This is a genomic window from Pseudomonas cerasi, assembly GCF_900074915.1.
In the GTDB taxonomy this organism is placed as follows: Bacteria; Pseudomonadota; Gammaproteobacteria; order Pseudomonadales; family Pseudomonadaceae; genus Aquipseudomonas; species Aquipseudomonas cerasi.
Map to the genome: position 1 here is coordinate 2,835,279 of NZ_LT222319.1, position 26,727 is coordinate 2,862,005.

The following is a 26,727-nucleotide window of genomic DNA, read 5'->3' on the forward strand; positions in this document are numbered from 1 at the left end:
GCGGAGAGCTTCTATCGATCTGCCAGGCTAACTTCGTTCTCCTGGGATTGATTCAGCATAGGACCCCGTAGGGCCCGTAGGGGCAGGGCGGACAGTTCTATCGTCCGGGCTGAGTTCGGCGCAGGGCGTGGCGCTCTTGCTGTATCAGCCTTTGAATAATTTCAGGAATTTCCTGTCGTTTTCGTCGTTTTCGTCAAAGCAGCTGCCGTTGTACTCCATTTTTCCGTGTGGCCTACTGAAAAACTCTTCCAGTGCTTTTCTGCACTCTGCCTCGGTGCTGTACGGCCTCATGACGCTTGCTGTGCTTGATCCTGTCATCGCTATTGCCAATATCCAGTGCATCACGCCTCCTGCGATTTTGAGCCAGCCGGGTGGGGGTGCTGTTACACCCCCACTTTACCGTGGTATCCCACGGTTTACTGGTCACTCAGAATCGATAATCACATCCCCTGATTCTGAAAGCCTTGCGTAAGGTACTGATTTTTCGAGGATTTTGTGCACCAGTTCGCTGTCGCGTAATGGCTGCTTTCCTTGCTTTATCAGTATCTTATTGAATTCTATAGCTTTTTGCCGAATAGCTTCCTGCTCGGCAGTCGTCAGTCTTACGTTCGTGGCCATGCCATCACCGTTCATCAAATTCCCTCCAATAATACATGTGTGCACGTTGACACGTATTGACGTGTGCAGTTCCACATGTGTACATTCCTCTCCCATGTTACTTGTGTGCATGTGTAAGGACGCTCCGCATGATGATCGACTGGCTCACCGTTTCCCAGGAGCACGACCACGACCTACCTGTGGTCTGTGACGTTTTCACGTTGACCATCGATTCCAATACCAACGAGGTCTTGAGTACTCGCCAGCCTCGTTTTAAACATGAAGCCAGCCATTCCACGTCCGTTACTATCCATGTTCAGGGTCGAAAAGTTCGTGTCGAAGGCAATCCCAGCAGAGTAGGTCGACTTGATAACCTTTTTGGCTACACCTCAGTTGAACAGTGCATATCTGTCTACAACGCGCTATTGCGTGAATACGGGCTTCCTGCTTTCACACGTTGCACACGCCTTGAATTGCGCCAAGGCGTATCAGGCGCTAAATCGAGTGATCTTGTTGCCGATGGGGCCAAGATTGAACGAATCGACCTGACAACTAACATTGCTCTAGGCGAGGGCAATGTTCTTGCCTATCTTCGCGGTGTATCTAGCCAGCGTATTGGACACTCAATAGGTTTTCTATATCCAAATGGCCGAACTGTTTCTTGGACCCCAAAGGGCAATGGGCAGGGCGGTCGTCTTCAATATCGTAAGGGTTACGATAAAGCATTTGAAATGGATCAGAATCTTTTACCTAAGATTAAGCGTCTTTATGGTGAAGACTCTGAGCAATTTAAGTATGTACTTGATCTTCGCAATTACTGTTTCCATAACGGTGTCGTCCGTATGGAACAAGAATTAAAGAGTGAATTCCTCCAGCGAGATGCCCTGTGCTACTGGGGTATGTTTAACGAGAGCCGATTTGGCGAACTCCACCGTGAGTTTCTTAAAATAGACGAAAGGTTAAAGGTGACAGCTATGGATATAGTTAGCATCAGTGAGCAATTGGTTGCTGAGAAAGTCGTTGATTCTACTCGTTCAGCCAATACCACAGCTATGTATGCAATCCAATGGATGCATGGTCAGGTCTTTGACTTTAATAAAAAGCAGGTACAGACCCATGCTGCTCGCCTTAATCGTATTGGTATAAACATTCGTAATGCGTGCGACACTTCTCGTTTTGCACCTGTTTTTGTTCGCCAGTGCCGTGAGGTTTGCAAGGCCGAACTTGCTGTACCTCTCTGGTACCGCCGCGCTAATCACTTGAAGTTGGCCGCATGAAGACTGTAAGCCTTCAAGGCATTCAGCTTTCACCTGGGCAACGTCGCATGCTTGAACAGCAGCGTCACGTTCGTGATTTTATGAACCCTGTTCTCACTCAGCAGGTTAATGAAACTCTTTCTGTAATTGAACTCAGGAAAGAGCAGGGCACTAAACCTGAAAAGATTTGGTTTCATGATCGCGAGTCAAGTTGGCAAGGGACTATTTCTGTAGCTGAATGGATGGGTTATTAATGCGCCTTTTTCTGTCGTTCAACGTTCCACTTTATTTTTTATTTTTAATACCTTTTATTTTCATCTGTATTTATCTCATGGTGCGTAAATAATGGACAAGTCTCAATATCAGATTCTCCGTTATTCAGTCGAGGCTGAAATTGCTAATTTTAACTCTGGCAACATTGATGATTCTGCTTTCGCTAGCTCGCTTATGCGTCTGTTTCTACAGGCTGCATCAACTGAGCAGGTTAAGTCTCAAATAGCTAAGCGTCAGTTTCTCACGTTTCGCCGTGCACCAAATCTTATTCCGCCCAGCTGGGCATATCGCAATCCGAGCCTAAGTACTCGGCTGCCTACACTGTAAGGGGCTTTACCATGTCCATGACATTGCTTATCGAAGTAACAGGCATTCAGCGTTCTGGCGTTGCTGCCAAGTCTCAAAAACCTTATACCATGTTTCAGGCATTCGTTCATTTGCCAAATATTCCTTATCCTCAGAAGACTGACTTCTATGCCTCCACTCCGGCCGAAGTTCCTCAACCCGGTACTTATGAGTGCGATGTCATTGCCGATGTTCGTGATGGCCGTCTTGAGTTCACCTGTGATCCTCGCCAAGGTCGTCGTAAGAATATTCCGCCTCTTTCTGCTGCAATGAATAAGGCGGGTTAATAAGTGCCGATCCAGTCTGTTTTAGTATGCAGTCGCTTTTCCACTTCGTCAGAGGGTGTGACTTCGTGCGACTCTCAGACTTGGTCGGAAACTTATGTTGTATCACCTGAACAGCAGGCTCAGTTAGAACTGCTTATTACCGGTGGGTTTGACACCGAGATATATCTCCAGTTTTTTTGGGGAACAATCGGTTTGTTCGTAGTAGGTTTTGCAGCTGGAATCATCATTTCCCAAGTGCGGAAAATCCGCAGGAGTTAACACAATGAAACAAGCAATCCAGAAGTTCCGTTCCGTCCCTTCGTTCCGCCGTTCTGTTGTCGGCATCACTGGTGCTGTTGTAGCACTCGCTGGCACTGCAGCGTTCGCTGACGCTGTTACTGATGCTCAGGCAGCTCTCGCTGTTGCTCAGACTGGCGGTGAGAGCGTTGGTGGCTCTGTTGTCGCCGTTGTATGCGCCCTGGCTGTCGTCGGTGTCATCATTGCCCTTGTCCGCAAGGTCTAACCAGCCTTGATCTGGTCTGCGCTGGTCGGTGTTCTCATGGCCAGCGCACTGGTTTCAGGTATCCGGTGCGCTGAATATCTCTAACTTCAGCCCCCGGTAATTCGGGGGTTTTTCATGTCAAAATACTTTACGGCCACTCCATCTGGCTTCTTTGTTTTTGTTCTTCTTTCTTTGTTTTCACTTTTTTCATCATCTGCTTTTTCTGCTTATAGATGGGGCAATACTAACGATCAGTATGATTCTCCCTCACAGGCTTGCGTTGGTTTTGCCCATTTAGCCTACGGTGCTACTCAGACTGTTACCGTCGTTAGTATTAATATCACCGCTCCTCCTAACGTTACTGCTACTTGTTCTGCTACATTTCTTAATAATGATGGCAGTCAGACTCGTCCATATGAATTTGGTTTTTCTAGATATGGTAACTCCTGTGATTCTGGTGAATACAATGCCACTACTGGTTCCTGTGATTCACCTGTTCAAAAGTGTGTTGATGCCAAAGGTGCTGTTTCAAAGTCTTACTCATGGACTCAATCAGGTGATACTCCACATGCTCCCGACATTGGAGGTTGCGGCACTTCAATAACTGGTTTTGCTATTTGTCGTTCTTCTGTTACTGGTGCAGGATTTACTTGTACTGCTGACGTAATTATTACAGGTGAACTTTATGAAGCTCCGGCTCCTGATCCATCCCCCGATACCGGCAGTGGTTCTGGCGGTGATACTGGCACTACTCCTACGCCTGGCACTGGATCTGGATCAGGTTCGGGCACTGGCACGGGTACTGGTTCCGGCTCTGATACCGGCTCAGGCGGTGGTTCAGGTACTGGTAACGGTTCTGGGTCTGGTTCGGGTTCCGGCTCCGGTACGGGCTCAGGCTCAGGCTCTGGTAGCGGCTCTGGCTCAGGTTCAGGTAGTGGTTCTGGTTCTGGCACTGGTTCTGGCTCTGGTAGTGGTACCGGTTCTGGATCTGGTACAGGCAGTGGTTCTGGTACTGGTAGCGGCTCTGGCACTGGCAGTGGTGGTAATGGAACTTGTACGTCCGACTGTGGTGAAGGTGATGGTCCCTCGACAACCAAGCTCAAAGCCCCCGAGCAAGGTTCTTTAGATGGTGAGGATGAAAAATGGCAGAAAAAAATAGACGACTCTAAAGATGAGATTAAGGACGGTTTAGATAAGCTTAAAAGTGTTTTTTCACCTATTGGTGATCTTTCGCTTGGTGGCGGTGGAAGTCTTTACTGTCCACCTGCTGTTACCGTTCTCGGCAAAAGTATAAGTTTCTGTCTTGATAAATATTCGGGCTCTCTTGACTGGATTGCTCAGGCAGTCCTCTTTATGTGCGCTGTTATCGCCCTATTTATTGTCTTTGCATAGGTGATTTATGGATCTTTCTTGGTTAGCTGCATGGCTTGATAGTGTCAATACTTTCTTCCAGTACATCTGGGATTTCATGGCCAGTGGTATTTATCAATTCTTCAAGGATGCTCTCGTTATCATAACGAAAGCGCTTATCTACTCTTACTTGCAATTCAAAGTCATCATGCTAGACATTGCATACACGGTCGTTAAAGAGATATCAGAAGAGAGCGGGGTGGTTGCGCTTGTGAAGTCCGCTTGGGGAAGTATCCCCGGCGACATCCAGTCAACCCTTGCATTCTTCAAGATACCTCAAGGCTTAACTATGATCTTCTCTGCTATCCCAGCCCGCTGGGCAATGAAGTTTATCCCTGGAGCCAATTAACATGGCCATCAAAATTCATCACGGTCCCAATGGATCATATAAAACGTCCGGTGCTGTCTGGGATGACGCTGTTCCCGCTGCCAAAGCTGGACGATTGATCGTCACAAATATACGGGGTATGTCTAGTGAAAAGTTCCACAGCTTGTTTCCTGATCTTCCTGATACTTTTGATCTTCTATACATCGATCACGAGTCCCAAGAAGGCATGGAACGAATTAGAACTTGGTTCCATTGGGTGCCTCGAAACGCCTTTATGATCTTTGATGAGGCTCAAACCCTGTTTCCTCAAAAGTGGACAGATAAATGGGTTGAGCGTTACGACTATCCTGAAGGTATGGATGCAGCCAAGGCTGCTGATCGTCCCATGAACTTTCTTGATGCTTGGACACGCCACCGTCACTGGAACTGGGACATCATCCTTACTACGCCGAATATTAAGTATGTTCACACCGATATTCGTCAGACTTCTGAGGCCGCTTATCAGCACTCTAACCTGATGCTGCTTGGTAAATGGCTCAAATTCCTTGTTGCCAAAGACTACAAGGAGGCCATGCATTCAGCTCAAGAGAATAGGGCACCTACCGATGGATCAAACATCGTTGCACTCAGAAAAATTGACAAACGAGTCTTCCAGCTCTACGACTCAACAGCAACCGGCCAACATCGCGACACCATGGCGGGCAAAAACGCGCTCGCATCGCCTCGCGTTGTTATTCTCGTCGGAGTACTGGTTGCTATTTTCGGCACTATTTACTGGCGTAACGGGGCTAATGCTTTCAGCAATCCGTTATCTGTGGGATCTCCTAAGCCCGTTGCGCCGGTTTCTCAAGCTCCTGTTCCTCAAGGTCCTGCTAAAGCTCCTAACTTGGCTCCTGATATTTTACCTAATAAGCAAGTTGTGCCACTTCCTAGCGTAACCTCTGATCCTTTTGGAAGTTATGAGATAGTCATTAAGGGAAGTATCACCAGCGAGACTCGCGGCACTATATTCGTTTTTGAGCTATCCAAAGGTGACCGTTCTTTTACTCAAACCACACGCGATATGCTCGCTGCCGGTTACGCCATCTTTCCGCATGGCGGCTGCGTGGCTGAACTGCATTACCATGGCGAGCAACGTACCGTTGCCTGTCTTGGCTCATCGTCCAGCGGCGGTGGCGAGAAGTGGCTCGGTGCAGAGCGACGAGCCGCCGCCGCTGGACCCAATCCTTCATCTTCTCATCCGTCGACATCAACCCCAGGTGTACAAACGCCAGCCTCGAAAGGCGCCAGTTTCACCGTGGTTGCTGACAGCAGTCGCACGCCACGAACCATCAATTGACAGCCAGCCTGTTATAACTCGACTAAACGGTAATTTAGTTGAGTTATGCTTTTTAGTGATTAAAAGGACTGTACCTCGATCCCGAGGTGAATTCCAGAGGTACGCATAATGTATATTATGTTAAATTATGTGTATTTCTATGTCTGTCCATGTGTAGCCGCTTTCACCAACCCTTACTGTGACCCCCACTGTTTAATTGGAAACGTGAGCTAGTTAATCGGAAAACTTTGCACAGCAATCACTTGGGTCATACACCTGTTGTACTATCTCAATTTACCAGCTTCCTACACTCTGGTCATAAATCGGAGAAAGCCCGCCACAAGCCCCTGATTTCTGGTATCGGTGACAGCAAGCAAATTTGTCTCCTTAGCACTGCCCGGCGAAAGTTAATTGGAGAACAGAATCCAGCAATCCCAGAATCAACGGAACGCCTTGTTTTTTGGCAGATTATTTTCGTAAAACAATCGCAGGCCTTCCCTAAACCCCGGGCCGTTGACTAAAGTAAATCGGACGAAAAATCCTACGTGCGATTTGTGCAGCTCAGATGGTTGCTTTCAAAGGATCCATTGTATAAATTTCAGACATTGGGATCTCTAAGGCTCAACACTGTCATCCTATCTCGATAGCTTGGCCGCATTTGGGACGTACTGATGGGTCTGAGGTTTCATCCTTTACTGACGCACCCTGACTCGCCTGCCGCAGGTGCAGGCGCACGATCTTGTGCAGAAAAAGAGCTGGTGACCGTTTACCTCCAGAGTCTTCCGCCGGTTTTGCGGGCTCAAGAAAGCTATACCTTTATGACAGATTGCGGAAAATCCATCAGAGTTTCGCCTAGCGATACTCGTTGGAATTTAGCAGTATTAGAAAGATTTTTGCTTTGGAGTTTCATCGTTGCAATGAAGCCTCTTGCGGAGATAACTAATAACGACGTGCAAAATTTTTTGGATTTCTGCAGCAGTCCTCCTAAATCATGGATATCCAAACTTACAAACAGGTTTGTAAAAATAGATTCCGTTCTAAAACCCAATCCGGAATGGCACCCATTTCACACCCCCTTACGCTCGGATGGTGTTCGGCGCGTGATCAACAGGTTTTTTAAGTTATACTCTGAATCAATTGGTCTAGTGCTTTGCTCTCGTCGCCATCCTAAGACTCTTCGAGAGGATACATGTCGCTGCAATGAAGCCGAGCATTTGTGCGACCAATATCTGGGGAAACTCAAACAAAAAACGAACGGCAAGGCAAGTTTAGAGCTTGGGTTATTCCTGTTCGCTACTTCGTTTTATCTAAAGATCCCTTTAAAGGAATGTGCTGACTGTCTTACCATGGATTGCTTTGATTTTTCAGATAGAAAAAATGCAAGCTTTAAAGTCATCACGCCGCAAGGGTCTATCTCAGGTGAAATGCCTGAGGCTTACATTGAATAGTTTTTTCAGGTGGAGAAATATTTCTAAGTTGCCGCCCTACCCCTCACCTGATGAAATTAATCCGCTGTTCCATCGTCGAGCTACAAAGTACTCCTCAGCGTATATTCCGAATTTTGATACAGATGGTTTATCTCCGACCAGGCTTTTAAAACTCTCCCAAGAAGGGTGCATCCGATGCCGTGACTCGTCAGGGAAGGTTCAGATAGATTGCAAAAGCAGGAGAGAAAAGCATCAGATAAGACTAACAAACAAGCAATCTTCTTTTTCTGCTATCGATCATTTTTATCAGCAATCTATGGAGGTTGATTTTGACGCATCCGCCGTGCCAGTCCCGTTGTACCTTGTTAATAAGAATACCATCAAGCCGCTGCCTAAAAATGTTTTAATATTTTTATTGGCTTCTTATAATAACACTTCTTGCAAAGAACTGTGTTCGGCAGGAGCATCATTGTTTTGCTCTTTGGTTGACACCAGGCCGAACTACCTGAAACTTCGAGCATTCGAGAAACTGACATTGTGGTCTGTTCTAATCGCTGGTAAGAGCCCCGCGGATCTAGATGCATCAGATGCCGAATCGTTCTACCAATATTGCTTGAGTCCACCGGCCCAGTGGGCCAGGACGAGGATATATTCTCGATCATGCAGTCTATGGCGGCCATATCTCATACTTCGCCCCGGCAAAGATAATAATGTTCCACGTGCTGGTATGATTGTGAGTTGGTGTAATTCTTGCTACATTGATTTGGTACAGGCAGGAGTATTGCGCTCAAATCCTTTTGGTCGTTTGAATAATTATATTAACTAATGAGATGCGAGGTATTATTGTGCATGGCTCTCCAGCCGAATGTAGTTGGATTTGTGCCATTAGATTCAGTACAGACAATAGGTTCTAATGCCTTGCCATAAGGCGTGTCCATGGCCTGATGAGATTACAGACCAAGGTCTCGTGCGAATAGCTTGCCACGAAACGAATCCTTTAGTAGCTCGTCTTTGACGAGCTTATCTAGAAGCGCATACGTAAAGTTGACCCACGGCGCTGCTGGGGGATTTAAACAGAAACGGAATTCGGGGAGCCCGGTATCAAGAATCCAGACAGGTGGTTTTGCATCATCTCGCGCTTTTAGATGAGCCAACGTTCTGATCGCTACAGAGCCCGGCCCTTGAAGTACATCGAGTGGAAGCGGCAGAGTACCAACTTAAATTGCTAGCGTTGAAGATGCTTGTCGACTGCAGCTCTTTGATAACACTTTCGAACGCCAATGATATCTCACCGACTAAGTACGCTTGGCTGGCGGTTCGCCAGATGATTTTCACCTGATCGGCGCCAAAACCGCAATCAATCGAAGACTGCAGCACGGAGGAATAAAGGTTACGGACTGAAAGAGAGATGCCTGTGGCAGATGGCTTGTAGGCAGCCATGGCCTGGCTTAGGTTTGACCACCTGCGACTCATGTTCTTAGCGCTCCAGTCCAGTTCGGGTGTGCTTCTGTAGATAACAGCGGGAAGTCAAGCTCGTGAAAGCGTAGCACGCGCCTAAAGCTAGGTTCACAACTGAGCCGATTCCCGTCAACCGAGCATCCTGGCGCGTTGCGGATTGGGTCGGCGTCTTGGCCAAGCTGGCGCACTAAAGGTTTAACGACTGGTGCAGCTTTGTTGTGTTCTGCGAAAGTCTGCATTACATGCCCAGTCGTGGCCAAGGTAATTCCGGGTTTTCGACCAGCACGTTGATTCGCCCTGAGCCAGGCCCTTACCAGGAACGGGATATCGTGTTTCTCTTGCAACGGGTGTTCTCAGCCACCTGTGCTGGTCGCTCGGCAGATGGATACCCTACGCAGAGACCGAAAACCGGATAGACCTGCGGTGGAAGGCCCAGCTCCTTGGCCACGCCTTCAATATCGTTTCGGATGGCGCCGATGTAGACACTCCCGAGACCTAGAGACTCCAGCGCGACCACGGCATTCTGAGCGGCCAATGCGGAGTCGATCGTGCCCAGCAATAGGCTCTCAAGGGGTATCCATCTTTCAGGCGATGGGTATCTCTTATTCGATCCTAGACAGGATGATTGCGCTCGACGCTGGCTGTGCAAATGCCGCAGCAGAATACTTCGTGACCACCCTGATGAAAGACGGTTGGTCATGGGACACCGCGCTGCTGTTGGTGAATGAAGCTGACTGGAAGAGCAGGATGTACCGCGCATGGTACGTTATAAATGCCCAGAACCGCGCAGACGCCGTCGGACTCGACTATGAGGTGTACCAGAACTATTGGCCTAACCTAGACTTCTGCGCGGATGGATTTGACGCTGATACGGCGTCCTGGATCGCCGATCCTTTGAACGCACAGAGGGCTAGATAACTTGCTTGAGTCGTTACTCTTGCCTCCAGCACCCATGGTTGAGTTCAGGCACCCTAATTTCCTGGGTTTCACGATCAGGTCGACCGAGATCAGTTGGTGGGATATGGCCCGTCGATTGGCCGTGAATAGAAACCCGTGAGACAAATCAGGGGTGCCGGCCGGATCCAGAGGTGCCAAGTGTGTTGCCGCTGACCGAAAACTGACCCAGTAGAGGCTGTTCTGCCGACTGAAAACTGACCCAGGTGTTCAACTGCTTCTGCTCACTTTTTGAGCAGGAGAACACAGGGTGATCAGCATGGAAATGTTGGGAAAAATCCGGCGGATGTACTTCCGCGACAAGCTCTCGCTGCATCAGATAGCCAAGCGTACCGGGCTGTCGAGAAACACCATCCGAAAATGGGTCAGAGCGCCCGAAGCCAATCAACCGGCGTACCAACGGTGCGCATCCTTCAATAAGCTCAACCCTTTTCACGAGACCTTAGAGCAGGCGCTCAAGGCTGATTCGTTCCGGCCAAAACACAACCGTAGGAGCGCCAAGGCACTTTTTGAGCAGATCAAGGCCGAGGGTTATGACGGCGGTTACAGCCAGCTCACGGCGTTTGTCCGCTCTTGGCGGTGCGAGCAAGGCAAGTCTGTACGCGCTTTTGTACCGCTGACTTTTGCCCTCGGTGAGGCCTTTCAGTTTGACTGGAGCGAAGAAGGCCTGCTGATCGGTGGCCTGTTTCGACGTATCCAGGTCTCCCATATGAAGCTGTGCGCAAGTCGCGCGTTCTGGTTGGTTGCGTACCCCAGTCAAGGCCACGAGATGCTGTTTGATGCCCATACACGTTCGTTTGGAGCGTTGGGTGGCGTGCCACGTCGCGGCATCTACGACAACATGAAAACGGCTGTCGACAAGGTTAACAAAGGCAAAGGCCGCACGGTCAATGCCCGGTTTTCCGTGATGTGCGCGCACTATCTGTTCGATCCGGACTTCTGCAACGTGGCCTCTGGCTGGGAGAAAGGCATCGTCGAAAAGAACGTGCAAGACAGCCGGAGGCGAATCTGGCTCGATGCTCAAAATTGCATGTTCCATACCTTCGAGGAGCTGAACGTCTGGCTCGGCCAACGCTGTCGTACGCTCTGGGCTGAACTTGTACATCCGCAGTACAACGGTTTGACGGTGGCAGAAGCCCTGGAGCTGGAGCAGGCTGAAATGATGCCGATGCCGACGGCCTTTGATGGCTACGTGGAACGCACCGTCCGTGTCTCTAGCACCTGCCTGATCAGCGTGGCGCGCAATCGTTATTCGGTGCCTTGCGAGCGTGTGGATCAATGGGTCAGCAGCCGTTTGTACCCTTCGCGAATCGTGGTCATTGCCGACGAAACGGTGATCGCCAGTCACGAGCGCCTCTTTGATCGAGATCAGATCGGTTTTGACTGGCAGCACTACATCCCACTCATCGAACGCAAGCCTGGTGCACTGCGCAATGGCGCTCCATTTGCTGATCTGCCAAAACCGTTACAGCTTCTTAAACGCGGACTGAGGCGTCACACCAACGGTGATCGAATCATGATGCAGGTACTGGCTGCTGTGCCCATCGCCGGTCTCGAACCAGTGCTGGTGGCGGTGGAGCTGGTACTTGAATCGGGAAGTCTGAGCGCCGATCACATCCTCAATGTCGTTGCCCGCCTGACCTCCACCGCACCACCTCCCTGTGTAGAAACCAGCCTGCAACTCAAAGTGGCGCCGGTTGCCAATACAGCACGCTACGACCGGCTCCGTACGACCGATGAGGAGAATCGCAATGCGTGACCTAATGACTGAACTCAAAGAACTGCGCCTGCACGGCATGGCCAGTGCTTGGGAAGAACTGGTCTCTCAAGGAACAGCGTCGACGGCTTCATCGAAATGGCTGCTGGAACATCTGCTTCAGCAGGAACATGCGGATCGCGCGGTGCGCTCGGTGAATCATCAGATGAACATGGCAAAACTCCCCATGCACCGTGACTTAGCTGGCTTTGACTTCAGCGCTTCCAGCGCTGATGCCCGGCTGGTCAGCGATCTATCCAGCTTGGCGTTCACTGAAACCGCGCAGAATGTCGTGTTCATCGGCGGCCCTGGCACCGGGAAAACACACCTGGCCAGTGCCTTGGCTGTATCCGGAATCACGGCCTACAACAAACGCGTGCGCTTCTTTTCCACGGTGGATCTGGTGAATCTGCTGGAGCGTGAGAAGTACGATGGCAAGGCAGGGCGAATCGCCCAGGCACTGCTGCGCACAGACCTGGTGATACTGGATGAACTCGGATATTTGCCCTTCAGCCAAAGCGGTGGCGCCCTGTTATTTCACCTGCTGTCCAAACTGTACGAACACACCAGCGTGGTCATCACCACCAACCTGAGCTTCTCGGAATGGTCGAGTGTGTTTGGCGACGCCAAGATGACCACCGCGTTGCTGGATCGGCTGACACACCACTGCCACATCGTCGAAACGGGCAACGAGTCCTACCGCCTACAACACAGCACATTGGCTGCCCAGACAAAGATCAAAACACGCGAACGAAAGCGAAAGGACGGAAATGATATCGAGGACGATGAGCCATTTTGATCCGCACCATAAATGCCCTGCTGCATGCGGTGGGGCTTGATGCGTCTTCAATCGGAACACTGCTGCTAAGCTTATCCACAATTGCTGGGGCAAAAATCAGCAATCCGTCCTGGGTCAATTTTCAATCGGCAGGGTGGGTCAGTTTTCAATCAGCGCCAACAAGATATTGATGGCAGTTGGGCCACATGACCTAAGGCCTGAGCTGTTTCAAATCCCCGCCTTTTTACCCGCTCTTCAGGGTAACCCCATATCGTGATTGAGCCGACAGCAGTGAGCCGTTGGGCAAATTCAACGAGATCCTGCATCGGCCCCCTGCCCGGCTGAGGCCTTCCGAAAGCGCGCAGCCTATTGCTATGTTAAATAATGTTATATAAAAATTAACTTAACATTATCTGATCGTTGGCAGATCATCTCTCCAACACCCATGACGCCATGACAAAAATACAATGCAGGACGGGAACAAAGATCCCCGTATTGAGACCCGGCGACGTTGCGCCATGCTGCCCTCGCTCTGAGGATTAGCCAACTGATCAATCTCCTGCAAGCATTGAAGCGCAGGACCTCCTAAAACAAAAATAATAGGACATACCCATGCATAGACTCATTTCACGTCCCACGATCGGGCTGTTGTTTTCTCTGGCCTTACTCGGCTCTGCCGTCAGTGCCGCGCCGTTACCCGCTGCGACCGAGGGCGATTGGGTTGCACCGCAGTTCACCTTCCATACCGGTGAAAAACTCGCCAACCTCAAACTGCACTACATCACCCTTGGCAATCCCAAAAATCCCGCCATCCTCTTTCTGCACGGCACCTATCGGCCAGGCAGCGATATGCTGAGCAAGGATTTTGGCGGGGAGCTGTTTGGCCCTGGTCAACCGCTGGACGCCAGCAAGTACTACATCATTTCCACCGATGGCATCGGCGTGGGCCAGTCCAGCAAACCATCGGATGGCTTGCGCACTCGGTTTCCGGCGTACAACTACAACGACATGGTTCAAGCCCAGTATCGGTTGGTCACCGAAGGTCTGGGTATCAAGCACCTGAGGCTGATCATCGGTAACTCCATGGGCGGCATGCAAACCTGGATGTGGGGCCAGAACTGGCCGCAGATGATGGACGCACTGGTGCCCATGGCTTCCCAACCCACCGAAATGTCATCCCGCAACTGGATGATGCGCCGATTGCTGGTCGAGTCAATCAAGCAGGATCCGGCCTGGAACAACGGCAACTACAGCGCGCAACCGCCGTCCCTACGCTTGGCCAACGCGATGTTCAGCATCGGTACCAGCGGCGGTACTCTGGCGTATCAGGCGGCTGCCCCGACCCGCGCTCAGGCCGATAAGCTGGTGGATGAACGCCTCAGCGCTGCACAAACCGCCGACGCCAATGACTTCATCTACCAATGGCAATCTTCCGCCGACTTCAACGCAGCCCCCGGTCTGAAAAAAATTCAAGCTCCGGTGCTGGCCATCAACTCAGCGGACGATGAGCGCATCCCGCCGGAAACAGGCCTGATGCAGGCCTCGATGAAAGAACTCAAGCACGCACGGCTATTACTTATCCCCGCCAGTGCCGACACCCGTGGTCACGGCACCACGAGCATGGCAAAGTTTTATAGCAAGGAGCTCGGGCAGTTCATGCTTGAGACTGAAAAGGCGAAATAGACGACCCGCTTACCCCGGCCAAACGTTTTCAACAAAACGGCTTCAGCTCAAAAGTCCGCCACCTTGCCCCAGGCGGACGTTTGAAAGCGGTCAGGGTGATAAGGACGCGGGTCTACAATGGGGCTCACACCACTGACAATATCGGCAATAAGATGACCCGCGCCGGGGCCAATACCAAAGCCATGCCCGCTGAACCCGGCCGCGATCACCAACCCCGGCAGGCTGGACATTTCGCCGATACCGGGAACGCCGTCCGGCGTACTGTCCACGTAACCGGCCCAGGACGCCTTGATCGACGTACCCTGCAGTGCCGGCACCAATTCCACCGCGCGCTTGTAAGTCAGCGCAACTGCGGAGGCGTCAGCGCTTGGATCGAGAATGCGCATTCTCTCCATCGGCGTGGGCTGGTCCAGGCGCCAGCGCTTCAAGCTTTCGTGGCCAGCCTGCCAGCCTTCCAGCCCCCCAGGTGCAAGGTTGCGCCAGCGACGCTGAAACATTGGCAGGAATTGCGTAGAGAACCTCAGCAACTGCGGCGTGATATCGACTCGACCCCGGCCACTGATCGCCAGCGTGTAACTGCCATCAAAGCGGCGGGTCATGGACGCGCCGGTGGTATGCAGCGCACTGGGAATTTCCTGGCTCGGGGCGGTGACCGAAAGCACGGTCTGACGAATCGTCGCTTGCGGGAAGCGAATACCATACTGGCGGCAGAACGAAGATGCCCAAGCGCCTGCGGCAAGCACCGCGAGCCGGGTGCGGATGGTGCCTTTTTCGGTGACGACTGCCGACAAGCGACCGCCTTCGGTCTCGACGCCCCGCACGGCGCAGTCCTGATGCACGCTACTGCCCAGTGCCATGATCGCGCGCGCGACTGCGGGGGCTGCGCGGGAAGGGTCGGCAATGCCATCGGTGGGCGCAAACACCCCACCTTTCCATAGCTTGCCAGTCGCCCTGCCCCGTTCGGCAGCCTGCTCGGCGGTGAGCATCTGGGTCTGCACGTTGACAGTGCGCGCAAACTCGCCCCAGCGCGCCCACCCTTCCAGCTCCTGGTCGTTGTTGCTCAGGTAGAGCAAGCCGCACCGCGTAAAGCCGGTCTGTTCACCGGATTGCTCGGCGAATTGCTCCCACAGTTCCAGGCTTTTGGTGGCCATCGGTAATTCACGCGCATCGCGATTCTGCTGACGGCACCATCCCCAGTTACGGCTTGACTGCTCGGCGCCTATGCGGCCCTTTTCAACCAGCGCGACCTTCATGCCGCGCTTGGCAAGGTAATAGGCGGTAAACGCGCCGATGATACCGCCGCCGATCACAACCACATCGGCCTCCGCCGGCAGATCTGCAGAGGTATGCACGGGAGTTAAAGGTGCTGGCATGTTCTGGTTATCCACGTGAGTTCAGAAGAGTGACCTGTTGCTAAAGCCCGACCCGTCCAGCCAGTCCTCCGATAAAGCGCAGACCACCGTGGTCTGACGGGCATCTGGCCATCAAGGGTTTATTACACCACCATAAGGCCGTCAATAAGCGCTTAAACGCGGGGCTACCTGGTAGAAACCACCGTTTAAACGGCACGCTTCGGCAGACTTTATCGAGGCGCCGAGGTGGGCTTTACAATTCGGCAACAGCGCTTTCCAAGGCGTCAAGCAGAGGGCACGCCTCTCTTCTTCGCTCTGACCCTCACATCAAAAAAACGGACCTTTTCAACACAAAGGCGTCCAACCTGGGTATCGCTACCACCGATCAGCCTCATAAGCCCTCGACTCAGGACAACCCATGACCTTCTTCATTTTCCTTTTAGCCTGCTGCGCCGCCGGAGCAACCGGCATCATCTTCAAGCCAGGAGCATGGTACGAATCTCTTAAGAAACCGAGCTTTACCCCGCCTGACTGGGCGTTTCCGGTGGCGTGGACGACGATTTATCTGCTTCTCGCCTGGGCGGGCTATCGCTTGACGCTGATCCCCGGCAGCGAGATCGTACTGGCCTTGTGGGCCGCTCAAATAGCGCTTAACACGTTGTGGACGCCGGTGTTTTTTGGCGCGAACCGTCTGGTTGCTGCGATGGTGATTCTGGTTCTGCTGTGGGTCGTGGTTGCCGCGATGATCGTGATGGCCTTGCAACTGGACATCATCACCGGGCTGATTTTGTTTCCCTACCTGGTCTGGCTCTCGGTGGCAGCGGCGCTGAACTTCTCCATTCTGCGCCACAACCGATAAGTGCCTGGCGCTGACTTCCTTATGCTTCCCCGGCGAGTTTGAGCAGAATATTGATTAACTGATTCATGTAAGCCAAGGACGGCCAGCATCGGCAGTTAATCTGTTCCGCTCAATTCACAAGGCGCTACAGCGCGTAGCGCCGACAGTGCTCAAGGTAGCCTTGCTCGTGACTGCCGACCAGTTGAACGACGCTTGACCATAGCCAGGAGGGAGCGTCCAGGGTCTCGGAGCGATTGCTTTGCAGATCCCGGATCCACGCCGCACGTGTGGCCAGATCCATCTGTCTGGCGTGGGCGTTACCAACCACTTTTGCGAGATACGCTGCGGCCTGCATGGCCTCTTGCTCGGTGAGCTCATCCAGTTCCAGCTTCATGTCCTGAGGAAGCAGCTCACGTATGAAGAACGAATGATCCAGCATTCGTACGGCAACCATTCGGCTGCCCAGGCCGGGCGACAGGTTCCGGGCGCCCTCCACTACCCGTTTGCCATTGTCTCTGGGCATGCGAGCCCTTGCCGTACGGGGGGCCGCCGCTGCGACGGCTTCCTTGACGTCGAGCAGGCAGAACTCTTCATCCTCTTCATCGCCAACACCCATCAGCACCGCATAGCGAAGCAGCCCCAGAGAGCTGCATCCTTTTACCCAATAGGCGGAGTCGAGTAAGCGCACACGGTCATCCTGCGACCTGCCTTTGAGCGATGTCACCAGCGCATGAATCTCCGGCGTTTCACAAAGCTCCTTGATTGCATCGCGTTCCGCGCGTGACAGTTGCCAGAAATGCTTACCCAACGGAATGGTCGGCTGCGTACCTTCGAAGCGCTCCTTGGCAAGGTGCTTCCACGTACGTTGTACCGCGCTACGCATTCCGGCTTTCACTTGCGCAGGGCGATCAGGCTCTTCATCGTCGTCGCCCAAAAAAGCTTCTTCGTAGCCCTGCATCATCTCTTCCAGCATTCTTGCCGTGGTAACGCCGGGCAAGTCCGAGCCACGAGCAGCCGTCGCCAACGACAACCCCAGCCTCACCAGGTCATGGGCAGGATTACCGATGACGGCCTGATCGAGATCGCGGATATGCATGTCGATGCGCCCTCTCGAATCCCCTGTGGGCCCCAGATTGCCGGCGTGACAATCGCCACAGATCCAGACCGGCGGACCGCTGGGCAGACGCCTACCCGACTGGCTGTGAAGCCACTCATAGAACTGGGCGGTATTGCCTCGAACGAACGCGTGCGCAGACCGCGCCATTTTTAGATTGCGCAGATTGATGAGGGATTTGAGACGTGTGTTCGGGCGAGGCGTTTTCATCGGAAAACCTTGAAGAGGGTTATTCCATTGACTCTTCATGTGACACGAATGTTTCAAGATATTTCAAATTTGATCAGTAGTCTCCATTTGCTGCCCAGCCCGACTCAGGCTACCCCGCTCCATTCCGGAACGCGTGCAATGCGCTAATTTTGCGGTGTCCGTGGGCAGTTCAATCCGCATGAATTGCCACAGACCTTAAAGCAGCGTTTCCGATTGATCACCCGTTGTGGTGAAAATCTCCTGTTTTTTATGAGCTCCTACATTGGCGGAATACTCGGTGGGAACGAGACCTTGGCTGAATGCGACATCCTTTAGCAACTGTCGGTTGGACATGCTATTGCTGTCGTCTGCCAGGTAGGCTTGCAACGCTACCCATTTGGCTTCTTCTATTTCGGCAGTGTCCAGGATGTTTATGCGCTGCGTCAGAGCCGTCATTCGGCAGATGAAGTGGATATTTGATTTGCCAAATTGGTAGGGATGTTTGGTAGTAAGCGCCACAATGGATTAGAACTTCGATTCGATCCCGGTTTCCTCCAGCACCTCGCGTTCGATTGAATCCTGAATTCGTTCAGCGTTGTCTACGTGCCCTCCCGGCAGCTTGAACCCCTGGGTGCCTCGCTCCTTCACGACAAGGAGTTCCCCTGCTTCATTAATCACGATGGCCCCCGCTCCGACAGTATGGGTAGGTATGAACGGGACGAATACCTGATCTAAAGGGCGCCGCACCAGAGTAAGTTGATCGGTCAGACAGCTATGGAAAGAGAACCCGGCAGCGGTGAAGATCGGAATACTCTGGGCATTGCTGATGGGCAGTGTGACCCAGGCCAGCGCCAGGCGCTCATTCTCGATGAGGATAACTAGCGCGTCGACAGCGTCTTGCAACGCTTGCGGATCATTTGGCAATGAAGACGCGTTGACAATGATCCCGTTGAATCTGTCCCGTGTGAATTCCAATGTACACCTTTGGATTGGTCTATCTGCCGGGATTGTAATGAGGCGGGAGCAGCTTTGCGAATGCTCGCGGCTGGTCGACACTCTTAAGCGAGTCGCCTCTGCAAACTGGCAAGGTCGACCGTCAACAAGAAAAGAACAAGAGAAAGCAGTGTGTATTCCCGGTCAAAGCGGTCCAGACGATCAGACCGGAAATACACCTGCACAAGCCTGTTAAAGCTTGAACTGCGCAACCATCGTGTTGAACGAAATCGCCAGCCGTGACAGTTCCTGACTGGATGCACTCGTCTGATTAGCGCCCGCTGCAGACTGTGCGCTCAGCTCCTGAATGTTGACCAGGTTGCGATCCACTTCGCGTGCGACCTGGGCCTGTTCTTCGGACGCCGAGGCAATCACCATGTTGCGCTCGTTGATGGTGCCTACGCCGCTGGTGATTTTTTCCAGGGCGCTGCCGGCACGCTGAGCGAGTTCCTGGGTGTTGGTGGCCGTCGCCAGGCTTTTGCTCATTGCAGCGACCGCACCGTCGGCACCGGACTGCACGGTACCGATCATGCCTTCGATTTCCACCGTTGAAGCCTGGGTGCGGTGCGCCAGAGCGCGCACTTCGTCGGCTACCACAGCAAACCCTCTGCCTTGTTCACCGGCGCGTGCAGCCTCGATGGCGGCGTTCAGCGCAAGCAGGTTGGTCTGTTCCGCAATGCTGCGGATGACCTCAAGCACTTTGCTGATATCCCGGACGTGGCCGGCAAGCGTGGTCACTGACCCCGTCGACTCGGTAATCTCCCTGACCATTGTGCCGATGCCCTTGACGGTGTTATCCACCTGGCCACGACCGTTCGCGGCGTCGGTTGCCAGTGCTTTGGACTCCTCCGAGGTAGACACTGCATTGCGGGCTACCTCTTCAACAGCAGCCGTCATTTCGTTTACCGCCGTTGCAGCCTGTTGAATCTCGTCATTTTGTCGAGTAAGGCCGCGTGTGCTTTCTTCGGTGACCGCGCCAAGCTCTTCGGCTGCGGAGGCAAGTTGATCGGACGCGCTGGAAATCTCCTGAATCGTGCGTTTCAAGTTGCCCTGCATCGTGCCGATCGCATTGAGCAGGTGCCCCGCTTCATCGCCTCGGGTGCTGGAAACGCTCTGGGTCAAGTCACCCGATGCAATACGTTGTGCAACTTCGATAGCGCTTCTCAGTGGTCCTGTAATCATGCGAGTGATCAGAATACCCAACATGATCGCCACCACAAACGCGATGACAATACCCGCCGTCAACATGAATACCGAGTTGCTTTGCAGCCTGTCAGCGGCCTCTGCACCTTCTTTGATCTGGCGCTTGTTGGAGTCGATCATGATCTGCAGGTAGCCGCGAGCCTTGTTGAACTCCCCGTCCGCCATCGCGTTGAGGCGATTGCGCGCGTCTTCCAGTTTGCCTGCCTGCTGCAGGTCAAAGATGTTCTGGGAAGCAGACATGTAGGCCGGCATCAAGGCGTCGTACTGGTCACCCGCTGCGCGTTCATCGTCCTCCAATGGGGTGGCGCGGTAGATGGCATAGACTTTCTGCGCACGCTCCAGCTCGGCATTGATACTTTGGCGCATTTTCTCCGCCTTGGCCTTGTCCTTGGCATCGAGCAAACGGTAAAGCCCGCGGTTATGAGTGGTCAGGGCGGTCATCGTCTCGTTGGTGTTGGCCACTGAAACCAGATTATTCGAGAACGTCAGCTCAAGGGCATCGGAAAGCCGGTTGATACCGAGCATGCCCAAACCACCCACAGCCAACGTGATCATGGCGCAAACGATGAACGCGGCCATGAGTTTTTTAGCGAAACTGGTGCGATTTATCAGGTTCATTGATTATCCATCATCGTTAAGTAAGGGGTCACTTCTGTCCGAGAGCCCTACTGCACTAGAGGCAAGTAGTTACGCGTGGTTTTGTACTTTTGTTGTAAGCGGTTCGTTGGACTACAGAAATGGCCATCCCCTCTCTGTGCCAGGGCAGAACCTGCTTCCTACAACAAACTAACCGTGCCGTAGCCTAGTAGATATCTGGCCCAAGACCGTTAGTTTTACGGGCCGCGAGAGGTAGAAAGTGCTGTTCACGACACTTTGACTTTTCGCGCTCCCTGTCTTTATCGGCATGAAGCGGATTTTATGAATAGCCACGGGGGTGTTACTGGATAAAAAGGGGGGACTGCATGAAAACGGGTACTGATGCGCTGGGTGCGCTCAGTGGAACCCAGGGAGGAAGTATGTCGGAATGCGAAGTATTCTCTGGTGCTTATTCCGGTCAGGGAGCCAGCCCCGAGGCAGCATTACACTGTTTACCCAGGCCTGCGAAACCACTTTATAAGTTTCTCATGGCCATCATCGATATAAGTAAAGATAACGGGCACTACCAACAGGCTTAGTACGGTTGAGGCCAACAGTCCGCCGATAACGACCACCGCCATCGGTTGACGGAAACCGGATTCGCCGCCCCATCCCAGTGCGGTCGGCAGCATGCCCGCGCCCATTGCAATGGTGGTCATGAGAATTGGCCGGGCGCGTTTGTGGCAGGCGTCGATCAACGCTTCGTAGCGGCTTACGGTCGGCGCACGGCGAGCCATGATTGCGTACTCCACCAGCAGGATCGAGTTCTTGGTGACGATCCCCATCAGCATCAGCAGACCGATGACTGACGCCATGGAAAAACTCATCCCGCCGATCAACAGTGCCAACAGTGCGCCACCAAGCGATAGCGGGAGCGCCGACAGGATGGTCAGCGGCTGCATGAAGTCATGGAACAGCAACACCAGCACCGCGTAGATACAGAATACGCCAACGGCCATCGCCAGACTGAAGTTGCCAAACAACTCGCTCATCAACTGCAACTCGCCCTGCTCCACCAGTTTTACTTGCGCTGGCAGGTTCTGCATGACCGGCGTTTGCCTGGCCTGTTCCATCACTTCGCCCAGATTGCTGCCATTGAGTTCGATGGACAGGGTGATATTGCGTAAGCGATCGATACGATCAATCTGCGCGGGGCCGCTGCCCATGCTGAGCTCTCCCAGCGACGCCAGTGCGATCTGGCCATCACGCCCCGTGACCCGTAACTGAGCGAGGCTCTGCAGGTCGGTACGTACTTGCGGCTGCATGCGCACCCGCACATTGACCTGGCGCTGGGACAGATTGATCTTGCCCAGAGACGAACTGTATTCACCATAGGTGGCCATGCGCAGGGTGTCGGCGATGTCCTGACTGCTGACACCCTGCTCTGCCGCGCGGACAACATCCGGGCGCATCTGGATTTCCGGTCGTTGCACCGCAGCACTTGAGGTGACGTTGCCGATGCCCTTTATCTGGCGCAACTGCGGTTCAAGCGCGGCGGCGGTACGCTCCAGTAAATCGCCATCATCGCTGGCGAGGACGATGTCCAGCCGTTCGCCGCTGGCGTAACCACCGACCGTCACCCGCACACCAGGTAAACTGCGCAGACTTTCACGCATGCTCGCTTCCACCTGGGATTGTTTCAGGGCGCGCTGGTCTCGCGGCAGCAGATCGACGGTCAGTATCGCGTTGCGATTACCCGCACTGCCGGCATCGCCGCTGCCCGCTGCGATGAACACGTGGGCCACTTCAGGGATCGCACGTAAACGCTTCTCAGCCTGCAAGGCAATCTCGCCGGTCTGCGCCAGACTGCTGCCGGGCGGCAATTCCAGGTTGACGGTGCTGCTGGCAATATCCTGTGCAGGCAGAAAGCTGGTTGGCAGCAAGGGTATAAGCGCCAGCGAGCCTATAAATAGAGCGCCCACAATGGCCATGGTGGTCTTGCGGTGGCTCAGGCTGGTGTGAATCCAGCCCAGGTAACGCCTCATCAAACCGCCGTCGTGTTCGCCATGCGATCGCGCCTTGAGAAAGTGCGCAGCCATCATCGGCGTCAGAAGACGGGCGACCAGTAACGAAAACATCAACGCAGCGCTGGCGGTCACACCGAACTGGCGAAACAGTTTGCCGGAAATCACGCCCATGAAAGCTGTCGGTAGGAATACCGCGACCAGGGTCACGGTGGTTGCCAATACCGCAAGGCCGATCTCGTCGGACGCTTCGATTGCCGCCTGCCGTGGGGTTTTGCCCATGCGCAGGTGTCGCGCAATGTTTTCGACCTCAACGATGGCATCGTCGACCAAAATGCCGATCACCAACGCCAGCGCCAGCAGCGATACGGTATTGAGGCTAAAACCGGCAAAATACATCACGCCGAAGGTCGGGATGATCGACAAGGGCAGCGCCGTGGCCACGATAACGGTCGCCCGCCAGTCACGCAGGAACCACCAGACCACCAGCACCGCCAGTAACATCCCTTCGTAGAGCAGCGCCATGGAGCCACGATAGTTTTCCATCACCGGCTCGACGGCATTACTCGCCTCTTCAATACGCACATCAGGGTGCAGCCTGGCGAACTCACTGACTGCCTGGCGCAAATCCCTGGTCACGCCGACGTCGGAAAAGCCCAGGGAGCGGATGACCTGAAAGCCAATCACCGGTTTGCCATCGCGATACGCCAGCGTAGTACGCTCGGCATGGGTATCGCGCACGGTGGCCAACTGCTGCACAGCGAGCATCCGTCCATCGCTGACGGGAATGCGGATAGCGCCCAGCGCTGCGGGGTCGTCAATACCGCCGAGGACACGCAGCGCCTGTTGACCGCTGCCCAGATCGCCCTGCCCTCCGGAGTTGTCTTTCTGCATCGCCCGCAAACGATCTGCAATGTCCGTCACACTCAGACCCAGACCGGCCATCAGCGCCGGATCAAGGTCAACCTGGACTTCGCGGTCCACACCGCCCACCCGGCTGATCTTCGCGACCCCACGCACGGTCAGCAGCTGTTTACTCAGCTCGTTGTCGACAAACCATGACAACGCTTCTTCGTCCATGCGTGGCGCATCGACCACATAGGTCAGCAACGCCGTAGTGTTGGTGGTCAGGCGGGTTACCGATGGCGTGTCGAGGTTGGCTGGCAATTCAGCCGCAGCGCTGTCCACCGCATTGCGCACTTCGTTGAGGGCTTCGTTGCCATCCTTGTCGATGTCGAAGATCACATTGATGAGGACACTGCCTTCGGTAATTTGCGTGGTGACATGCTTGAGCAGGCGCAGCGAGGTCAGCTTGTCTTCGAGCTTGCGCGCGACTTCGGTTTCCAGTTGCTCGGGGGCGGCCCCTTCCAGCGAGGCACTGATGACCACAGCAGGCAGATCGGTGTCGGGAAAGTCCTGGATGCCGAGACGCTCGAATCCGAGGAAACCAAACAGGGTCAGCAATAAAAACAGCATGACCGCCGGAACCGGGTAACGAATCGACAACGCGGAGATATTCATTGCGCGCGGGCCTCGGCGTTGACCAGCGTCACGCTGGCCCCGTCATTGAGAAAGGCCCCACCGCTGCGGACGATCTGTGCCTGCTCTGCCAGGCCGCCGAGGATTTCCAGCGCCGACCCACGACGTCGTCCGATCTCTACCACTTGCTGGCTGACGCGCATGTCCTTGCCCAGTACAAACACATAGGAGCGCCCGTCGCGCAGGATCACGCTGGTGTCCGGAACCGTCAGCGCCGGGCTGGACGGCAGTTCGATGCGACCGCTGGCGTACATGCCGGAGCGGGCCATCGACCCTGTCGGCAGGGATACGTAGACCAGCGTCCTGCTGGTCTTGCCGTCAAGCACTGGCGAGACCAGCCGCACGTGCCCTTCGACCTCATTACCGCCGGGCAGCTTCACACGGGCGAGCTGCCCGGCCTTGACGCCTGGCAGTTGCTGGGCATCCAGTTCCGCCTGCCACTCGATGCGGCCCTCCCGGATCATTCTGAACATTTCGCTGCCCGCCGACACCACATCGCCAAGCAAGGCCTTGCGCCCGGAAATGATTCCGTCATCCACTGCGACGATGCGCGTCTGCGTGAGTTTGATCCGGATGCTGCGCAGATCGGCATTCGCCGAGGCCAAGTCAGCTTCGGCGGTCTGCACCTTGACCCGGTACTCTTCCAGTTTCTGCTCGGACAGGGCGCCGCTCTGCCCTACCGAGGCCGCCCGTCTGGCATTGGAGCGGGCTTCCTGCAGTTGCGCAGAGGCCTGGGCGGCCGCCGACTTCTGCTTGTTTTCCTCGGCCAGCACGCTGTCATCGGCCAGGGTCGCCAAAACCTGGCCCTTCTTCACCTGATCGCCGATATCAGCTTTCAGGCTGGCGATACGCAAGCTTCCGGTCTCGGCACTGATCACGGCTTCCTGCCACGGTGCGAGCGCACCGCTGGCCACACGCTCCTGCGGCCAGTCTTCGCGACGCGGTTGCACCGCCTCGACCGTCAGGCTGGTGGCCGGCGCGGCCGCGGCTGCCGGGGGCGGCTCTGCGCGGCCAAACAATAGCCAGCCCGAAACGCCCAGCACTGCCAGCGTCAGCAGCCCATACACGCGTATCTTCCTCATGCGCCGCCCCGCTTCGGTGTTTCACCGGCCAAACCTTCGCGACTGTCCTGCCATCCACCGCCCAGGGCCTTGTACAGGGCAATCCAGTAGCGCACCTGATTTTGTTGCACGTTGATCAGTTCGATTTCAGCCGACAGCGCCGAGCGGCGAGCCTCTTCGCGGTCCAGCAGGCTGGCATTACCGGCCTGCCAGTTGCGGTCTGTGGCCTCGAACGACGCTTGATAACCGTCGCTGGCCCGCTGCGTGCTGGCTTGCGAGCGCCGCGCCGCGTCCAGGCGCACCAGCGCCTGCTCGACCTCCATTACCGCTGTGCGCAGGGTTTGCCGGTAGGTCGCCAGCGCCGTGTCATAATCCGCCCGCGCAGAATCTGCCGCCGCCCGGCGCTTGCCTGCATCGAACAGCGGAACAGTCAGTTGCGGGCCGAGGCTCCAATCGCGGCTGAATACTCCGGTGGTGGTCCCCACTTCGAACGAGCCAACCAGGCTCAGGCTCGGCAGACGATCAGCCTGGGCAGCGCCAATCTTCGCATTCGCTGCGGCCAGTTCGCGTTCGCTGGACGCCAGGTCCGGGCGCTGGCGCACCAGATCGGCGGGTATTTCCCGTACATCCAGCAACGCAGGCTGCGGCAGTCGCGCGGGGTTATGGCTGAGCACTTCTCGTACCTGTTCCTCGTCGCTGCCAGTCAGCTCCACCAGGCTCTTGAGCAGCACGTCGCACTCGCTCTGTTGTTTGATGAGAGTCGCAGTGCTCGCCGCCGCACTGGCGTCGCTCAACGATGAATCGGCGGCGGCGGTAAACCCGGCCTGAAACGATACGCGAGTCAGACGTGCTGTCTGCTCCTGGGATTGCGCCTGATCACGGTAAGCGTTCACCAGCATCTGGCAGCCGCGGTACTGCACGAAGTCATCACCGACCTCGGCGGCCAGTGATACGCGAGCGTCATGCCAATCATTGACACGTGCTTCGAGCAGATTGCGTGAAGCCTCGTCGGTGCGTCGCAGTTTGCCGAACAGGTCCAGTTCCCAGGACGCATCGAGGGTTGCGCCGGAGGTCTTGCCGCTCTGGCGCACCCCGCTCTGCCTGATGCCGGCGCGTGACTTGCTCACACCGCCGCTCACTTGCGGCAGCCGGTCGGCAACGCTGTCGTCCACCGTTGCACGTGCCTGGGCAATGCGCGCAAGAGCCTTGTCGAGTGACGGGCTGTCTGCCTGTGCCAGACGCAACAGGGTTGCCAGCGCAGGGTCATTGAACTGTTGCCACCAATCCTGCAGCCCGACCATCGACGCGTCATGGGGCAGTGGCGCATGCCACTTGCTGGCAACCGCCACCGCAGGCAAGTGGTAGTCCGGTCCTAGCGTGCAGCCGCTCAGCAGCGACACCAGAAACGTCGACAACAGGAAGTGGCCAGCAGGTTTGCCAATCGACATAAAGCTCTCGAAGGTTCCGGAACAGTGGTTGTCTGGAGA

21 protein-coding genes and 2 pseudogenes are annotated in these 26,727 nt (G+C 54.5%); 12 read left to right on the forward strand and 11 right to left on the reverse strand.

Features of this window, described 5'->3' with window-relative positions:
• Positions 1 to 144: 144 nt before the first annotated feature.
• Positions 145 to 342 carry a hypothetical protein gene (locus tag PCPL58_RS15355; RefSeq protein ID WP_054069057.1) on the reverse strand — a complete coding sequence of 66 codons (198 nt, stop codon included), beginning with the start codon at positions 340 to 342 and terminating at the stop codon, positions 145 to 147.
• A gap of 81 nt (positions 343 to 423) precedes the next feature.
• Positions 424 to 633 (reverse strand): hypothetical protein, encoded by a 210-nt coding sequence (locus tag PCPL58_RS15360; protein ID WP_020313137.1) that lies wholly within the window; start codon positions 631 to 633, stop codon positions 424 to 426.
• 113 nt (positions 634 to 746) lie between these two features.
• Between PCPL58_RS15360 and PCPL58_RS15365 the strand changes: the two genes are divergently transcribed.
• The 8 genes from PCPL58_RS15365 (at position 747) to PCPL58_RS30935 (ending at position 7,743) form a co-directional block, all read left to right on the forward strand.
• Entirely contained in the window at positions 747 to 1,874 is a 1,128-nt protein-coding gene (locus PCPL58_RS15365) for a phage/plasmid replication domain-containing protein (RefSeq protein ID WP_065349818.1), read from the forward strand.
• On the forward strand, positions 1,871 to 2,107 hold the full coding sequence (locus tag PCPL58_RS29620; protein ID WP_083188403.1) for a hypothetical protein: 237 nt from the start codon (positions 1,871 to 1,873) through the stop codon (positions 2,105 to 2,107). Before PCPL58_RS15365 ends, PCPL58_RS29620 begins: the two co-directional genes overlap by 4 nt.
• Before the next feature lie 357 nt (positions 2,108 to 2,464).
• Positions 2,465 to 2,758, forward strand: a complete 294-nt coding sequence (locus PCPL58_RS29625; protein ID WP_080164647.1) for a propanediol utilization protein — start codon at positions 2,465 to 2,467, stop codon at positions 2,756 to 2,758.
• A gap of 262 nt (positions 2,759 to 3,020) precedes the next feature.
• Positions 3,021 to 3,260, forward strand: coding sequence for a major capsid protein (locus tag PCPL58_RS15370; protein WP_041924561.1), 240 nt, complete (start codon positions 3,021 to 3,023; stop codon positions 3,258 to 3,260).
• A gap of 114 nt (positions 3,261 to 3,374) precedes the next feature.
• Positions 3,375 to 4,631, forward strand: a complete 1,257-nt coding sequence (locus PCPL58_RS31745; RefSeq protein WP_157893907.1) for a hypothetical protein — start codon at positions 3,375 to 3,377, stop codon at positions 4,629 to 4,631.
• 7 nt (positions 4,632 to 4,638) lie between these two features.
• On the forward strand, positions 4,639 to 4,998 hold the full coding sequence (locus tag PCPL58_RS15385; protein WP_065349820.1) for a DUF2523 family protein: 360 nt from the start codon (positions 4,639 to 4,641) through the stop codon (positions 4,996 to 4,998).
• A gap of 1 nt (position 4,999) precedes the next feature.
• The gene (locus PCPL58_RS15390; protein WP_065349821.1) at positions 5,000 to 6,316 is read left to right on the forward strand and encodes a zonular occludens toxin domain-containing protein; all 1,317 of its coding nucleotides are present in this window, start codon (positions 5,000 to 5,002) and stop codon (positions 6,314 to 6,316) included.
• 650 nt (positions 6,317 to 6,966) lie between these two features.
• A complete protein-coding gene (locus tag PCPL58_RS30935) occupies positions 6,967 to 7,743 on the forward strand; it encodes a hypothetical protein (RefSeq protein ID WP_157893908.1) in 777 nt (258 codons plus the stop codon).
• A gap of 1,747 nt (positions 7,744 to 9,490) precedes the next feature.
• Here PCPL58_RS30935 and PCPL58_RS32665 read toward each other — a convergent pair.
• Positions 9,491 to 9,940: a nitroreductase family protein gene (locus PCPL58_RS32665; RefSeq protein WP_414860608.1), complete on the reverse strand. Its 450-nt coding sequence runs from the start codon at positions 9,938 to 9,940 to the stop codon at positions 9,491 to 9,493.
• 453 nt (positions 9,941 to 10,393) lie between these two features.
• Between PCPL58_RS32665 and istA the strand changes: the two genes are divergently transcribed.
• The 3 genes from istA (at position 10,394) to PCPL58_RS15420 (ending at position 14,351) form a co-directional block, all read left to right on the forward strand.
• Positions 10,394 to 11,893: an IS21-like element ISPsy20 family transposase gene (gene istA, locus PCPL58_RS15410; protein ID WP_104685638.1), complete on the forward strand. Its 1,500-nt coding sequence runs from the start codon at positions 10,394 to 10,396 to the stop codon at positions 11,891 to 11,893.
• A complete protein-coding gene (gene istB / locus PCPL58_RS15415) occupies positions 11,886 to 12,689 on the forward strand; it encodes an IS21-like element ISPsy20 family helper ATPase IstB (protein ID WP_031598096.1) in 804 nt (267 codons plus the stop codon). The genes istA and istB overlap by 8 nt, the downstream gene beginning before the upstream one ends.
• A 591-nt stretch (positions 12,690 to 13,280) precedes the next feature.
• Positions 13,281 to 14,351: an alpha/beta fold hydrolase gene (locus PCPL58_RS15420; RefSeq protein ID WP_065349825.1), complete on the forward strand. Its 1,071-nt coding sequence runs from the start codon at positions 13,281 to 13,283 to the stop codon at positions 14,349 to 14,351.
• A gap of 47 nt (positions 14,352 to 14,398) precedes the next feature.
• Here PCPL58_RS15420 and PCPL58_RS15425 read toward each other — a convergent pair whose 3' ends face one another.
• Positions 14,399 to 15,724: an NAD(P)/FAD-dependent oxidoreductase gene (locus PCPL58_RS15425; RefSeq protein WP_054080912.1), complete on the reverse strand. Its 1,326-nt coding sequence runs from the start codon at positions 15,722 to 15,724 to the stop codon at positions 14,399 to 14,401.
• Between the two features lie 397 nt (positions 15,725 to 16,121).
• On the opposite strand from PCPL58_RS15425, the gene tspO reads away from it, so the two are divergent.
• Positions 16,122 to 16,562: a tryptophan-rich sensory protein TspO gene (tspO, locus tag PCPL58_RS15430; RefSeq protein WP_003371008.1), complete on the forward strand. Its 441-nt coding sequence runs from the start codon at positions 16,122 to 16,124 to the stop codon at positions 16,560 to 16,562.
• 124 nt (positions 16,563 to 16,686) lie between these two features.
• Here tspO and PCPL58_RS15435 read toward each other — a convergent pair whose 3' ends face one another.
• The 7 genes and pseudogenes from PCPL58_RS15435 to PCPL58_RS15460 form a co-directional block, all read right to left on the reverse strand.
• Positions 16,687 to 17,865 (reverse strand): DUF2252 domain-containing protein, encoded by a 1,179-nt coding sequence (locus tag PCPL58_RS15435; RefSeq protein WP_032609567.1) that lies wholly within the window; start codon positions 17,863 to 17,865, stop codon positions 16,687 to 16,689.
• A gap of 195 nt (positions 17,866 to 18,060) precedes the next feature.
• Positions 18,061 to 18,819, reverse strand: a pseudogene (locus PCPL58_RS32440) (NUDIX hydrolase).
• Between the two features lie 210 nt (positions 18,820 to 19,029).
• Entirely contained in the window at positions 19,030 to 19,893 is an 864-nt protein-coding gene (locus PCPL58_RS32670) for a methyl-accepting chemotaxis protein (RefSeq protein ID WP_374271030.1), read from the reverse strand.
• A pseudogene (locus PCPL58_RS32675) lies at positions 19,888 to 20,658 on the reverse strand (MCP four helix bundle domain-containing protein); the annotation flags it as partial. The pseudogene PCPL58_RS32675 and the gene PCPL58_RS32670, both read right to left, overlap by 6 nt.
• Positions 20,659 to 21,128: 470 nt before the next feature.
• A complete protein-coding gene (locus tag PCPL58_RS15450; RefSeq protein ID WP_065349827.1) occupies positions 21,129 to 24,161 on the reverse strand; it encodes an efflux RND transporter permease subunit in 3,033 nt (1,010 codons plus the stop codon).
• Complete coding sequence (locus tag PCPL58_RS15455; protein WP_065349828.1) at positions 24,158 to 25,261, reverse strand: efflux RND transporter periplasmic adaptor subunit; 1,104 nt, start codon at positions 25,259 to 25,261, stop codon at positions 24,158 to 24,160. Before PCPL58_RS15455 ends, PCPL58_RS15450 begins: the two co-directional genes overlap by 4 nt.
• Positions 25,258 to 26,688 carry an efflux transporter outer membrane subunit gene (locus PCPL58_RS15460; protein WP_003371023.1) on the reverse strand — a complete coding sequence of 477 codons (1,431 nt, stop codon included), beginning with the start codon at positions 26,686 to 26,688 and terminating at the stop codon, positions 25,258 to 25,260. Before PCPL58_RS15460 ends, PCPL58_RS15455 begins: the two co-directional genes overlap by 4 nt.
• Positions 26,689 to 26,727: the final 39 nt, after the last annotated feature.